Annotated in this window: 9 protein-coding genes; 6 read left to right on the plus strand and 3 right to left on the minus strand. The window is 29.6% G+C overall.

Features of this window, described 5'->3' with window-relative positions:
- Nucleotides 1-7 precede the first annotated feature (7 nt).
- Together NON08_RS06830 and NON08_RS06835 are read left to right on the plus strand one after the other, a co-directional pair.
- Complete coding sequence (locus tag NON08_RS06830; RefSeq protein ID WP_256690706.1) at nucleotides 8-3334, plus strand: GEVED domain-containing protein; 3327 nt, start codon at nucleotides 8-10, stop codon at nucleotides 3332-3334.
- 5 nt (nucleotides 3335-3339) lie between these two features.
- Complete coding sequence (locus NON08_RS06835) at nucleotides 3340-6972, plus strand: hypothetical protein (RefSeq protein WP_256690707.1); 3633 nt, start codon at nucleotides 3340-3342, stop codon at nucleotides 6970-6972.
- Between the two features lie 199 nt (nucleotides 6973-7171).
- On the opposite strand, the gene NON08_RS06840 is transcribed toward NON08_RS06835, so the two are convergent.
- Complete coding sequence (locus NON08_RS06840) at nucleotides 7172-7732, minus strand: HutD family protein (protein ID WP_256690708.1); 561 nt, start codon at nucleotides 7730-7732, stop codon at nucleotides 7172-7174.
- 117 nt (nucleotides 7733-7849) lie between these two features.
- Complete coding sequence (locus NON08_RS06845) at nucleotides 7850-7999, minus strand: hypothetical protein (RefSeq protein ID WP_256690709.1); 150 nt, start codon at nucleotides 7997-7999, stop codon at nucleotides 7850-7852.
- Between the two features lie 145 nt (nucleotides 8000-8144).
- Between NON08_RS06845 and NON08_RS06850 the strand changes: the two genes are divergently transcribed.
- From NON08_RS06850 to NON08_RS06865, 4 genes are all read left to right on the plus strand, one after another.
- Entirely contained in the window at nucleotides 8145-9272 is a 1128-nt protein-coding gene (locus NON08_RS06850) for a YibE/F family protein (protein WP_256690710.1), read from the plus strand.
- Complete coding sequence (locus NON08_RS06855; RefSeq protein ID WP_256690711.1) at nucleotides 9272-11137, plus strand: bifunctional metallophosphatase/5'-nucleotidase; 1866 nt, start codon at nucleotides 9272-9274, stop codon at nucleotides 11135-11137. Before NON08_RS06850 ends, NON08_RS06855 begins: the two co-directional genes overlap by 1 nt.
- A gap of 138 nt (nucleotides 11138-11275) precedes the next feature.
- Complete coding sequence (locus NON08_RS06860) at nucleotides 11276-12244, plus strand: type I phosphomannose isomerase catalytic subunit (RefSeq protein WP_256690712.1); 969 nt, start codon at nucleotides 11276-11278, stop codon at nucleotides 12242-12244.
- Between the two features lie 20 nt (nucleotides 12245-12264).
- The gene (locus NON08_RS06865; RefSeq protein ID WP_256690713.1) at nucleotides 12265-13674 is read left to right on the plus strand and encodes a hypothetical protein; all 1410 of its coding nucleotides are present in this window, start codon (nucleotides 12265-12267) and stop codon (nucleotides 13672-13674) included.
- Between the two features lie 252 nt (nucleotides 13675-13926).
- Here NON08_RS06865 and NON08_RS06870 read toward each other — a convergent pair whose 3' ends face one another.
- Nucleotides 13927-15126 carry a phosphoglycerate kinase gene (locus NON08_RS06870; protein ID WP_240219439.1) on the minus strand — a complete coding sequence of 400 codons (1200 nt, stop codon included), beginning with the start codon at nucleotides 15124-15126 and terminating at the stop codon, nucleotides 13927-13929.
- Nucleotides 15127-15177: the final 51 nt, after the last annotated feature.

Genomic DNA, 15177 nt, shown 5'->3' on the forward strand with positions numbered 1-15177 from the left:
GGTTATTATGAAGTTAAAGTATAAAGATCATATAAAAAATTTGATATTTATATTAGTATTTTTTATAAATAGCTTAATGTTGATAGCAGGGCAATCTCTATTAGATGGAAAATCGGTTGAACGAAGTTCTTCAAAAGAACTATTTGATTATGGAGATGCACCAGATACTGGAAATGGGAATGGAAATGGAGATTACAAAACATTAGGAACTTCAGGTGCAAGACATAAAAAAGTATTTGAAGGTCCATATTTTGGAGAAAGAGTTGATTATGAGAGTGAAGAGGATATAATACCTTTAGGTATTAATGCAGACGCAGATGATAAAAATCAAAGTAACTATTATTTAGGAAATTCTAGTGGTGATGATGAAGATGGTATTATATCAGTGAATGGAATTATTTATACAAATGGCCCAATATATTTAAGAGAAGGAGCTTCTAAACAAGATAAAAAGAAAAATATAATTAAAATTAAAGTAAAAGGTGTAAGAAAAGAATCGCCAGCAAAAGTAAAAATATGGCTTGATGGATCTAACAATGGTAATATAAATTCTACGTTTGATAATGGAGAATATATTTATGATCAAAAAATAGATAGTTCAGGAGAAATAGATATAGATTTTTATTTACCAAAATTAGATAAAGAAAGAACATACTTAAGAATGAGAATAGCGAGTACTAAAAAAAGTAATGATGTTTTAAATCAAGCAGGGGGAACAGAAGAGGATGGAGAAGTTGAAGACTATGCAGTAATAATAGAAACGGTAAAAGGAGAAATAGAAAAGACAGGAAAAATCTCAACAACTGATGCAACTTTAGTAAACTATACAGTAACATTAAAAAATACTGGAAATGTATTGATACCATTAAATACATTAAAAGATACAATATTGACTGAAGATAGAGAATATATAGTATCAACATCAGGAAGTTATAGATATGATTCATCAATAGATACCAATGATAAAACAGGAACATATGCATACGCATCAGGAGTAATATCATTTAATGGTTTACCAGCATCAATAGCAGCAGGTGAAATAGTGACATTAAGCTATGATGTAAAGATAGATAGTTCGAAGTATACTCCAACAAATCCAAACATAACAAATACGGTTAGTATATTGATAGATAACAAGGATGAGAAAGCAGAATCAACGGTAGAGCTAGCAAAAGTAAATAAAGGAACAATCTCAAAAGTTGGAAAAATCTCAACAACTGATGCAACTTTAGTAAACTATACAGTAACATTAAAAAATACTGGAAATGTATTGATACCATTAAATACATTAAAAGATACAATATTGACTGAAGATAGAGAATATATAGTATCAACATCAGGAAGTTATAGATATGATTCATCAATAGATACCAATGATAAAACAGGAACATATACATATGCATCAGGAGTAATATCATTTAATGGTTTACCAGCATCAATAGTAGCAGGTGAAATAGTGACATTAAGCTATGATGTAAAGATAGATAGTTCGAAGTATACTCCAACAAATCCAAACATAACAAATACGGTTAGTATATTGATAGATAACAAGGATGAGAAAGCAGAATCAACGGTAGAGCTAGCAAAAGTAAATAAAGGAACAATCTCAAAAGTTGGAAAAATCTCAACAACTGATGCAACTTTAGTAAACTATACAGTAACATTAAAAAATACTGGAAATGTATTGATACCATTAAATACATTAAAAGATACAATATTGACTGAAGATAGAGAATATATAGTATCAACATCAGGAAGTTATAGATATGATTCATCAATAGATACCAATGATAAAACAGGAACATATGCATACGCATCAGGAGTAATATCATTTAATGGTTTACCAGCATCAATAGCAGCAGGTGAAATAGTGACATTAAGCTATGATGTAAAGATAGATAGTTCGAAGTATACTCCAACAAATCCAAACATAACAAATACGGTTAGTATATTGATAGATAACAAGGATGAGAAAGCAGAATCAACGGTAGAGCTAGCAAAAGTAAATAAAGGAACAATCTCAAAAGTTGGAAAAATCTCAACAACTGATGCAACTTTAGTAAACTATACAGTAACATTAAAAAATACTGGAAATGTATTGATACCATTAAATACATTAAAAGATACAATATTGACTGAAGATAGAGAATATATAGTATCAACATCAGGAAGTTATAGATATGATTCATCAATAGATACCAATGATAAAACAGGAACATATGCATACGCATCAGGAGTAATATCATTTAATGGTTTACCAGCATCAATAGTAGCAGGTGAAATAGTGACATTAAGCTATGATGTAAAGATAGATAGTTCGAAGTATACTCCAACAAATCCAAACATAACAAATACGGTTAGTATATTGATAGATAACAAGGATGAGAAAGCAGAATCAACGGTAGAGCTAGCAAAAGTAAATAAAGGAACAATCTCAAAAGTTGGAAAAATCTCAACAACTGATGCAACTTTAGTAAACTATACAGTAACATTAAAAAATACTGGAAATGTATTGATACCATTAAATACATTAAAAGATACAATATTGACTGAAGATAGAGAATATATAGTATCAACATCAGGAAGTTATAGATATGATTCATCAATAGATACCAATGATAAAACAGGAACATATACATATGCATCAGGAGTAATATCATTTAATGGTTTACCAGCATCAATAGCAGCAGGTGAAATAGTGACATTAAGCTATGATGTAAAGATAGATAGTTCGAAGTATACTCCAACAAATCCAAACATAACAAATACGGTTAGTATATTGATAGATAACAAGGATGAGAAAGCAGAATCAACGGTAGAGCTAGCAAAAGTAAATAAAGGAACAATCTCAAAAGTTGGAAAAATCTCAACAACTGATGCAACTTTAGTAAACTATACAGTAACATTAAAAAATACTGGAAATGTATTGATACCATTAAATACATTAAAAGATACAATATTGACTGAAGATAGAGAATATATAGTATCAACATCAGGAAGTTATAGATATGATTCATCAATAGATACCAATGATAAAACAGGAACATATGCATATGCATCAGGAGTAATATCATTTAATGGTTTACCAGCATCAATAGTAGCAGGTGAAATAGTGACATTAAGCTATGATGTAAAGATAGATAGTTCGAAGTATACTCCAACAAATCCAAACATAACAAATACGGTTAGTATATTGATAGATAACAAGGATGAGAAAGCAGAATCAACGGTAGAGCTAGCAAAAGTAAATAAAGGAACAATCTCAAAAGTTGGAAAAATCTCAACAACTGATGCAACTTTAGTAAACTATACAGTAACATTATATATACTGTAAATGTATTGATACCATTAAATACATTAAAAGATACAATATTGACTGAAGATAGAGAATATATAGTATCAACATCAGGAAGTTATAGATATGATTCATCAATAGATACCAATGATAAAACAGGAACATATACATATGCATCAGGAGTAATATCATTTAATGGTTTACCAGCATCAATAGCAGCAGGTGAAATAGTGACATTAAGCTATGATGTAAAGATAGATAGTTCGAAGTATACTCCAACAAATCCAAACATAACAAATACGGTTAGTATATTGATAGATAACAAGGATGAGAAAGCAGAATCAACGGTAGAGCTAGCAAAAGTAAATAAAGGAACAATCTCAAAAGTTGGAAAAATCTCAACAACTGATGCAACTTTAGTAAACTATACAGTAACATTAAAAAATACTGGAAATGTATTGATACCATTAAATACATTAAAAGATACAATATTGACTGAAGATAGAGAATATATAGTATCAACATCAGGAAGTTATAGATATGATTCATCAATAGATACCAATGATAAAACAGGAACATATACATATGCATCAGGAGTAATATCATTTAATGGTTTACCAGCATCAATAGTAGCAGGTGAAATAGTGACATTAAGCTATGATGTAAAGATAGATAGTTCGAAGTATACTCCAACAAATCCAAACATAACAAATACGGTTAGTATATTGATAGATAACAAGGATGAGAAAGCAGAATCAACGGTAGAACTAGCAAAAGTAAATAAAGGAACAATCTCAAAAGTTGGAAAAATCTCAACAACTGATGCAACTTTAGTAAACTATACAGTAACATTAAAAAATACTGGAAATGTATTGATACCATTAAATACATTAAAAGATACAATATTGACTGAAGATAGAGAATATATAGTATCAACATCAGGAAGTTATAGATATGATTCATCAATAGATACCAATGATAAAACAGGAACATATACATATGCATCAGGAGTAATATCATTTAATGGTTTACCAGCATCAATAGTAGCAGGTGAAATAGTGACATTAAGCTATGATGTAAAGATAGATAGTTCGAAGTATACTCCAACAAATCCAAACATAACAAATACGGTTAGTATATTGATAGATAACAAGGATGAGAAAGCAGAATCAACGGTGGAGCTTTCATTTGTAAAAATATTAAAATCCTCGGATAAAACAGGAAAAGTAGTTCAAGCAGGAGAAGTAATAAGTTATACATTAAAATTGACAAATACAACAAAAGTAGATGCAAAGAACTATGCAGTAAAAGATACGCTATTAAGTAATCCACTGTTAACAAAGCCAGAAGAAGTGTTAGTAGAAGGAGGAGAGTTAACAGGAGATATATTTGAAAGTGAAGGAGGAAGTGTAACAGTACCAGCAGGAAAAACAGTAACGATAACATACAAAGTAACAGTACCAAGCGATTATCCAAATGAGACAATAGTAAACTCAGTAAATAATGGAGAAGAAGTGGTAGTGGATTATGATGCTCCAAAGGTACTAGTAGCAAAGAGTTCAGATAAAACAGGAAAAGTAGTTCAAGCGGGAGAAGTGATAGAGTATAAATTGACATTAACAAATACAGGAAAAACTCCAGCGAATAATTATATAGTAAAAGACAATCTGTTAACAGCAAATACAGGATTAACAAAACCGACGAATCTAGCTATAACAGGGGGAACTTTAACAGGAGATATATTTGAAAGTGAAGGAGGAACAGTAACAGTACCGGCACAAATAGATACAATGCCAGGATTGGTAACGATAGTATATACAATAAAAGTACCAGAAAATTATTTGAATAAAACAATACTAAACTCAGTAAATGCTGGAGAAGATATAATAATCGAAGTAGATAAACCTGTAGTTAGATTGAGACACGATGCATTTGAATATGATGAAAAATTTGACAATTCAGATGAACTTATAAATCAAGACAACGGTATAGTAACAGATTTTGAAAATATCGAAAATAAGAATAGCAATCCACCAGTTATATTTCCGGGCAACAAAGCGATCCAGTTTATAAGTTTAGTTAATCCTTCTAAGGTAGATTTAAAAGGTAAATCTGATATAAATCACCAATTAGACGGAAAACAACTAAAAGATGATGAAGGAAATCCTGTTTTTAGTGAGCATATGTTCCAAGGAATTGTATTGACAAATCTAGATACAAATGAAAAAGTCTTCTATAGTGAAAAAGAATTAAATGGAGGACAGACAAAAACTAAAAATACAAGAGCAGCAAGAATTTTACCAGGAGTTAGTGAATTAAAGATAACACCAAAAACTAGCAGCTTTACTTTTGAAGAGAAAATACCTTCAAGAACAGCTATTTCTTTTGTATTCTCTTCAACTGTTAATCCAAAAGGAGTGTTTAATAAAAATACAAGAATAACATCCTATGCATTCTTACCATTTGATCCAGAGCAAAATACTAGTGAAGGAGAATTAAGAAAAGCTGTAATTGTAATAGGAAGAAGGGAAGCTGATTTAGTATTAAGTAAGAGTGTTGAAATAGAAGAAGCTTCAGTAGGTAAATTTGTACCTTATACAATAGAAATCAAAAATATGGGGCAGGATCCTGTAGATAATATTATTATATCAGATAAACTTCCACCAGGATTTACATATGTAGAAGGTTCTGCTGTACAAGAACTAAAAGATGGATATGCACAGAAAAAACTTCAAGTGATAGGAACAAAAGAGATAGAGATCGGACCTATTTCTCAGATAAAATCTGGGGAAACAATAGTAATAAAATATTTATTAAAGGTTGGAGTTGGTGTAAAACCAGGAACATATAAAAATATAGCTGTTGTAAAAAATGAAAATAAAGAAAATATTTCAAATACAGACACTGTTGATATTGATATAGTTGCAGATCCAATATTTGAACATACAACAGTTATAGGGAAAGTTTTCCACGATAGAGATGAAGATGGAATTCAAGATTATGCTGACGCAAGAAAAGTTCATATAACAGTTAATATTCCAAAAGAGTATTATGCAAAAAATACAACAACAGTTTCTAAAGATGGAAAAACATACTCTTTTGCTGATAATTATGCAACAATAACAATAAGAAATATTAAGGGAAGAGTATCAGAATTAGAACCAGCAACAAATAATATGGTTGTTATAAGAAAAGAGTTAGTAAAACCTGTAATGGCAAGTGTAAGAGTTCAAACATTTGGTGGAACAGATATAACTCAACAAGGTAACGGAAAAGTTATAACAAATCATATAGGTGATAAAGCAAAAGGAATGACAAATCAAGACATAGTAATAACTCAAAGAGTAGTGAAAAATAAAGATAATAAAATAATGCTTGAGATTTTTGTATTAAATAATGGTATACAAGAAGAGGGATTACCAGGTGTTAGATTAGCTACTCCAGAAGGAATAGTTGTAGAAACTGATAGATTTGGAAGATATCATGTACCTCCAGTAGCAGAAACATTAGGGAAAAATTATATTATTAAAGTAGATCCAACTACTTTACCAAAAGATACACAGTTTACAACTGAAAATCCAAGAGTTAGACATTTAGGAAAAGTTATGATGAAGTTTAATTTTGGGGTTAAATTACCGCCGCTAAAAGATTTAGAAATGGAAAAAAAGAATAAATAAAAAATGAGAGAGTTTTTAACTCTCTCATTTTTATAAATTTATTGAAAAAGTTGAAATTCAGTGATAAAATAGAGTGATTAGTAAAAATAGGAGGAGTTTTAAGTTGGAAGAGAAAGTCACAATAACTATGCTAATTTTACTTACATTAATGTTCATGAGAAATATAGCTTAAAATAAAAAAGCCCATATTTGGGCTTTTTTATTTTATATTTAAAGAAAGTATAATACCTTTTCCAACTCCTTCTAAATTAAAATTATTTCCACAAGCAATTAGAGTATCTCCAGCATTTAAAAGATATTCATTAGTATTAATATACGCATGTTTACTTTCTTCTAAATTATAAAAAATATTTATAGCTTTTGAAGAAAGAGAGTTACCAATAAAATTTTTTTCCACAATTTTAAATTCTAAAAGTTCAATGTTATCCTTATAAATTAAATTGAAGTCAATACAATTTTTACTAGTAGAACTGCTCGTATGACTATCACCTGAAAAAAATATATGAGAAAGAGGTTCTAAAAAGTACTCTTTTTCATCAACTTCTAATTTTAGACTTCCTGAAAGAAGGATAAGGAGTCTTTTATATCCTTTAAAGGATGTGAAATTGTATTCTCCGGGATTTATAGTTGCTGTTGAAACTCTAAAATTAAATGGGCTGTTAATAGTAGAACCATCAGGATATATATACAGTTCTTTAGAAACTCCCCCAGTCCAAAGACGTTCTTTTTGGTTTTCTTTTCTAACAATTTTATAATCCATAGTACCCTCCATATATTGAAGTTAATCTCACTACTTATATAGCTCATAAAATCCAAATAATCAAGGTAAATTTTACAAAAAATAAAAAAAACTCTCAAAATTATATTAAGAGAGTTATTAAGCAATCTCCATAAGAGGTTTGTCATTTTTAAAAGTATTAATTATAGAATCGTTCTCATCAGTAGCTTCTAATCCTAGAATTATTAAGTCTAATAATTCATCCACAGTCTTACCTTTTAGTAGTTCTTTTATGTTAGTTTCTAGCATTTTTACACCTCACTAAAAAAGTTTTAATCGTACACATATTATAATACAAAAATTTTATAAAATAGTCAAACAAAAAAGAGATTTTTTTTTAAAAAAATGTTATACTTTCTAGTGAAAATGATTTTTAATAGAACAAGAGGTCAAAATGAAGAAGATAATATTACCGTTATTAGTAGTTATCTCTATTTTTATAATGGCAATTTACTCACCTAAACTCAGTGTGGATTTAAAGGGAAAGACAAAGTTTCCACAAGAGTTTGTAAAGGGTGAAGTAACTAAGGTTATAGATGAAGAGTTAATGAAAGATCCTATTATGAAAGGAAAATTTAGAGGTGGACAAAATTTAGAAGTAAAAATATTAGAAGGAAAGCATAAAGGTGAATCTTTTAAGGTTTATAACTCTCTTAGTGCTCTTCATAATGTTTATGCAGATGTTGGTTTAAAGGCGATATTTACTGTAAGAGAGGAGAAAGATAAGACAACAGTTTGGTTATATAATCTGAAAAGAGATCGAGCAATCTATCTTTTAGGAGCAATTTTTATAGGGGCAGTTTTAATATTAGGTAAAATGAAAGGCTTAAAATCTCTTTTAGCTTTAATTTTTACAGGGTCAGTAATAATTTATATATTATTACCACTTCTTTTTAAAGGAGTAGATCCAATTTCTACTTCGATACTATTATCATCAATTATAATAGTTGTGAGTTTCCTTCTTATAGGAGGTTATGACAGAAAGACATACTCTGCAATAATAGGAACAATAAGTGGAATAACAATTGCAGGATTAATATCTTATGGATTTGGAAAAATAATGAGTTTAAGTGGATTAAATTTATCAGAAGGACAGCAATTACTTTATATAACAAGAGATTTTAAACTTCAAATAGAGGGGCTACTATTTGTTTCGATATTAATAGCTTCTTTAGGGGCAGTTATGGATGTGGCGATGTCTATATCATCATCTGTAAATGAAATTTATCAACATAAAAAAACTTTAACATCAAAAGAACTATTTCATTCAGCAATGGAAATAGGAAAAGATATTGTAGGAACAATGATAAATACATTAATACTTGCATTTGCAGGAGGATCATTACCTCTTATGATGATGATTTGGGGATATGGAATGGTTTATCAACAATTTATAAATATACCAGCTATAGCTATTGAGGTAGTGAATGCTTTGGCTGGAAGTATAGGTATAATAGCAACTGTACCGGTAACGGCAGTTGTTTCAATATTATTAATAAAAAGAAAAGGGGAGGAAAAATAGTGAGAAGTACTAAATTCTTAGTTTTAGGAGCTCTTTTATCTATGACTTTAATAGGTTGTGGAAAGAAGGAGGAAGCACCTAAAACAGCAACAAACACAGAGGTTAAGGAGTATAAGGAAAATAAACTTGATCTAGAGAAAAAAGTTATTAAAAAGGGAGAGGCAGGACCAGAAGAGGTAACTCTTTCATTTGCAGCTACATCAGATGTACACGGAAGAATATATCCATATGAGTATGGAATAGATTCTGAAGATAAGAGTGCAGGATTTGCTAAAACATATACAATTGTAAAAAATTTAAGAGAGAAAAATCCAAACTTAATTTTAATGGATATTGGAGATACTGTTCAAGATAATAGTGCTGAGTTATTTAACAACTTAGAAACGCACCCAATGGTTGAAGCTATGAATACAATGGATTATGATGCATGGATTTTAGGAAACCATGAATTTAACTTTGAAAAAGATTTCTTATTAAGAAATGTTAAAAATTTCAAAGGATCTGTAATTTCTGTAAACATAGAAAATGAAGATGATGGATCAAAATTTGTATTGCCATATCAAATATATGATATTCAAGGAGTAAAGGTAGCTTTAGTTGGAGGAATACCGCCTCATGTACCTATGTGGGAAGCTTCAGCACCAGAACACTTTAAAGGACTTACTTTTGAAGATCCTATGACAGCAGTAAAAGAAACTTTAGATGAGTTAGAAGGAAAGTATGACGTACTTGTAGGAGCATTTCACTTAGGAAGAAAAGATGAGTACGGGAAAACTGGAGTATTTGATTTAGCAGAAGCATACCCTCAATTTGATCTTATATTTGCAGGTCATGAGCATGCTAGATATGTAACAGATGTAAATGGAACTACTGTTCTTGAGCCAGGTGCTTATGGATGGGGAGTTTCAAATGGTGAGATTAAAGTAGTTAAGAAAGATGGAAAATGGGAGATTAAAGATATTGTGGCTAAAAACGTTGAAACAAAAGATGTTCAAGCAGATAGCTCAATGTTAGATCAATTTAAAAATGTTCATGATGAGTCTAGAGCAGATGCAAATAAAGTAGTTGGAAAAGTTAATGGCAAATTTATTGAAGGAACAGATTATATAACTGGTGAAGACAAAGTTACAACAATGCCAACATCTCAACTTCAAGATAATGCTATAATAGAGCTTATTAATGAAGTGCAAAATCATTTTGCTAAATCTGACGTATCAGCAGCAGCGGTTTTCAATTTTGACTCTAATTTAAATGCAGGAGATTTTAAAAAGAAAGATGTAGCATTTATCTATAAGTATACAAATACTTTGATGGGTGTAAATATGACTGGAGAAAATCTATTGAAATACATGGAATGGTCAATGGATTATTATAATCAAACTAAACCTGGTGATGTAACTGTATCATTTAATCCAAAAGTTAGAGGATACAACTATGATATGTTTGATGGTGTGAACTATAAAGTAGATATATCTAAACCAGCTGGACAAAGAATCGTAGATGCTACAATAAAGGGAGAGCCAATTGATCCTAAAAAGACATACAAAGTAGCAGTAAATAATTATAGATTTGGAACACTTATGAATTTAGGTCTTGTAACAGATAGGGACAAATATTATGATTCATATGAAGAATTACAAGATGGTGGAAGAATTAGAGATCTTATTGTAAGATATGTTCAAGAAAATTTAAATGGAGAATTAAATCCAAAAGTAGATAACAACTGGGAAATAATAGGGTTTGATGAAAATGTACCTGGAAAAGCTGAAATTATTGAAAAAATAAAAACAGGTGAAATTAAAATACCTATGTCTGAGGATGGAAGAACGTTAAATGTTCAATCAGTAAACGTTAATGATCTATAATCGGAACAAAAGCATTAAAGAGGAAAGTTTTTTCCTCTTTTTTTTTGTTTACTTTTTTGATAAATCAAGTTACAATAAAGGGAATTAAAAAAATCATATACTAAATATATGCCATTTGTGTAAGTTACAGGAGGAAAGATGTATCTATTAAAATTTAAAAAAAATTTAGTTGAAAAAGTATGGGGAGGAAGAGGATTTCAAAAAACTTTGGGATTTGATCTACCAACAGATGAGTTATATGGAGAATCTTGGGAAGTTAGCTGCCATCCAGCTGGAATGTCTTATGTCGAAAATGGAGAATTAGAAGGAAAAAGTCTAGAGGAGATTTTTGTAAAATATGGAAAAGATCTTGTAGGTGAGGAAATTATAGAGAAATATGGAGATAAATTTCCACTTCTAATAAAGTATTTAGATATTAACGATAAACTATCAGTACAAGTTCATCCAAGTGATGAATATGCATTGAGAGTAGAAAAAGAATTTGGAAAAAGTGAAGTTTGGTATGTAATGGAAGCAAGTTCAGATGCGAAATTAATTTTAGGTCTGAAAAATGATGTTACACCAGAAATATATAAAGAGAAGGTTGATAAAAAAGATTTTACAGGTTTATTTAATGAGATTAGTGTAAAAAAAGGGGACTTTATAGATGTTAAACCTGGAGTAGTTCATGGTACACTAGAAGGATCTATATTGATATGTGAGATACAACAAAATTCAGATACAACATATAGAATATATGATTTTGATAGAGAGGTTAACGGAGTTAAAAGAGAGCTACACCTAGATAAAGCTATGGATGTTATTGAGTTTGGAAAAGATGTTGAAATAAGTTCTGAGGAATCAAGAAAAAAAATAAAAATTCAAGATGCAACGGTTGAAGAGCTAATAAGAGGAGATTATTTTTCAATTGATAGAATATTAGTTGATGGAACTTTTAGTGACAAGAGTTACAAAAATTTTAAAATATACTCGATATTAGACGGAGATGGAGTATTAAATTCTGAAGATAAAGAATATAAGGTAAAAAAGGGAGATACTTACTTTATACCAGCTAAGATGTCAGTTGAAATTAGTGGGAAGTTAGAGATTATGAAAAGTTACATATAAAAAAAATAGGGGGATGGTATATGTCAAATAAAGCAATAGCTCTGCTAAAAGTTTTGTTACATGGAGATATCCAATTAGATGAGATAACAAAATATGTAGATTTAGATATTAATTCCATAGAAAGAAATATAAACGTTTTAAATGAATATTTAAAAGAAAGAGGAATTGATCCTATAAGAAAAATTAATAATAGTTATAGTCTTCAAAATAAAGATGAAAAATTTTCTGAGTTTTTTTCAAAATTAGATATTTTATCATCAAGAGAAAGACAAGATATATATTGTATAAGATTATTACTAGATGGGTTTATTAATTTAGAAAAAGAAAGACAACTGATGGGAGTTTCAAGAACTACAGCTATAAAAGATTTGAAAAAAGTGAAAGAATTTTTAGAGGAAAAGAATATAAAAGTTGAATCAAGAAATTCTAAAGGAATTTTTTTGAAAGAAGTAAATGAAGGAAATTTGTATAATATACTTTGTGAAAAAATAATGAAACTTCTTATAGATAGAGAGTTTTTATCTAAGCAGAGGAAGGAACTTTTAGAAGAGATAGCAATACTAGAAGAGGATGTTTATTTAGAGATTTATAGCAGTATAACAGAAAAGTTTAATTTGAAAAAATCGGTATTTTCTTTTTATGCAGTTTATACTATGGCTATTATTGAGAAGTTAAAAGGACCAATAAATTATGAATTAAGTCAAATTGAAACGCATAAAAATTATCATGATGTATGTTTAGCTTTGGAAAAAATGGAGTTTCCAATAGAATTGTCACCTCAGTTTAAAAATTTTTTAGCAAGTGTAATTTTAAAAATAAGATATAATTGTAACTTAGATACACCATTAAAAGAGAGTTATAAAAAGTTTATTGATAAAATAAAAAATATTTTTAAACTTACAGAAAAAGAGAGCGAAGAGCTTCATAGACAACTAATTACTTGTTATACAATGGGTTACTTAGACAAGAAGTATGGAGTATTGTGGGTGAGAAAAAGTCCTAATTCTGAAAGGTGTAAAAGATTGGGGCAGTTAGTAGAAAGAGTTTTAAAAGAGTTAAATATAGAAATGATATATTCAGATATTTTAAGATTAGCAGGATGTATAACTAATTTTTTTATGATAGAGGAATATGTAGAGGGATTTAAAGTACTAAGCGTATCAAGAGATGTAAATAATGAATATAGTCAAAGAGTTATTAACTCATTAAAAGTTTTTTATCCAAAAATCTCTTTTACAACAGAGTCTTTTTTAGAGTTTAGGTTTAAAAGTAAAAAAGAGATTGAAAGTTATAATTTAATAATATCAGATACAGAAAGCTATACTATAAAAAATTTAAGAAAAGTTAATACATTAAGTTTAAGAGAGATTCAAAGATGTTTTATAGAATATGCATTGGATAAACGTTTTAAAAATCTTGAAGAAATATAATATATTTTTTATGAAGAGAAAAACAATAAAAAAAGTATATATACAGAGGTAAGTAAAAATGATACTCTATACGTACAAATCCTTTTCTCTAATATATCCCCCCTAATATATATTTGAGAAAATTCCAGAAGAACTCCACCCCCCGGAGTTCTTTTTTTATTACTAATTTAATAGTAAAATAAAAACGGGATATATAAAAATATCCCGTTTGTTTTAAAAATTAATGTGGTAGTCTTAATTTTTAAATATATATTACTTGTTAGAAATAGATTCTACACCTGGTAATTTTTTACCTTCTAAATATTCTAGAGAAGCTCCTCCACCAGTAGAGATGTGAGAGAACTTATCAGCGAATCCTAAAGAGATAGCAGCAGCAGCAGAGTCTCCTCCACCGATGATAGTTGTAGCGTTCTCTAAGTTAGCGATAGCTTCACAAACTCCGATAGTTCCTTTAGCGTAGTTAGACATCTCAAATACACCCATAGGTCCGTTCCATACAACTGTTTTTGCTCCAACTAATTGATCAGCAAATAGCTTAACTGTAGCAGGTCCTACATCTAATCCCATCTCGTCATCAGGAATTGCATCTACAGATACAACTGAGTGAGGTGCATCGTTAGAGAACTCTTTACAGATTACAGTATCAATAGGTAATACAATCTTTCCATTAGCTTTTTCTAATAAAGATTTAGCTAACTCAACTTTATCCTCTTCAACAAGAGATTTTCCTGTATTTTTTCCTAAAGCTTTGAAGAATGTGAACATCATAGCTCCACCGATTAATATTTTATCAGCTTTAACTAATAAGTTTTCAATAACTCCAATTTTATCAGAAACTTTAGCTCCTCCTAAGATAGCAACTAAAGGTCTCTCTGGTGCATCAACAGCTCCACCGATAAACTTGATCTCTTTTTCCATTAAGAATCCAGCAGCAGTGTTTCCTTCTCCAATGTTAGCAGCGATTCCAACGTTAGAAGCATGAGCTCTGTGAGCAGTTCCAAATGCATCGTTAACGAATAAATCTCCTAAAGAAGCCCAGTATTTTCCTAACTCTGGATCATTTTTAGATTCTTTTTTACCATCTAAATCTTCAAATCTAGTGTTTTGGAACATTAAGATTTCTCCGTCTTTTAAGTTAGCAACAGCCTTTTCTAACTCCTCTCCTCTTGTAGCATTGATGAAAGTTACAGGTTGTCCTAAAAGCTCAGCTAATCTCTTAGCAACAGGCTCAATATTTCTTTTTTCTAAATCAGCAGCTTCTTTAACTTTTCCTAAGTGAGAGAAAGCGATTACTTTTCCTCCATTTTCTAAAACATACTTTATAGTTGGTAAAGCAGCTACGATTCTGTTTTCGTCAGTGATTTTTCCATCTTTCATAGGAACGTTAAAATCAACTCTCATTAAAACTTTCTTACCAGCTACATTTAAATCAGTTACAATTTTCTTTGCCATTTTGTATGAACCTCCCAAAATTTTAATAAATTTCTTTATATTTTCTTAAAA

The organism is Cetobacterium sp. NK01 (assembly GCF_024506395.1).
Lineage (GTDB): Bacteria > Fusobacteriota > Fusobacteriia > Fusobacteriales > Fusobacteriaceae > Cetobacterium_A > Cetobacterium_A somerae_A.

Coding starts and splice junctions, on each gene's coding strand:
- NON08_RS06860 (WP_256690712.1), top strand. CDS start 11,276: ATGTATCTATTAAAATTTAAAAAAAATTTAGTTGAAAAAGTATGGGGA.
- NON08_RS06830 (WP_256690706.1), top strand. CDS start 8: ATGAAGTTAAAGTATAAAGATCATATAAAAAATTTGATATTTATATTA.
- NON08_RS06865 (WP_256690713.1), top strand. CDS start 12,265: ATGTCAAATAAAGCAATAGCTCTGCTAAAAGTTTTGTTACATGGAGAT.
- NON08_RS06870 (WP_240219439.1), bottom strand. CDS start 15,126: ATGGCAAAGAAAATTGTAACTGATTTAAATGTAGCTGGTAAGAAAGTT.
- NON08_RS06850 (WP_256690710.1), top strand. CDS start 8,145: ATGAAGAAGATAATATTACCGTTATTAGTAGTTATCTCTATTTTTATA.
- NON08_RS06840 (WP_256690708.1), bottom strand. CDS start 7,732: ATGGATTATAAAATTGTTAGAAAAGAAAACCAAAAAGAACGTCTTTGG.
- NON08_RS06845 (WP_256690709.1), bottom strand. CDS start 7,999: ATGCTAGAAACTAACATAAAAGAACTACTAAAAGGTAAGACTGTGGAT.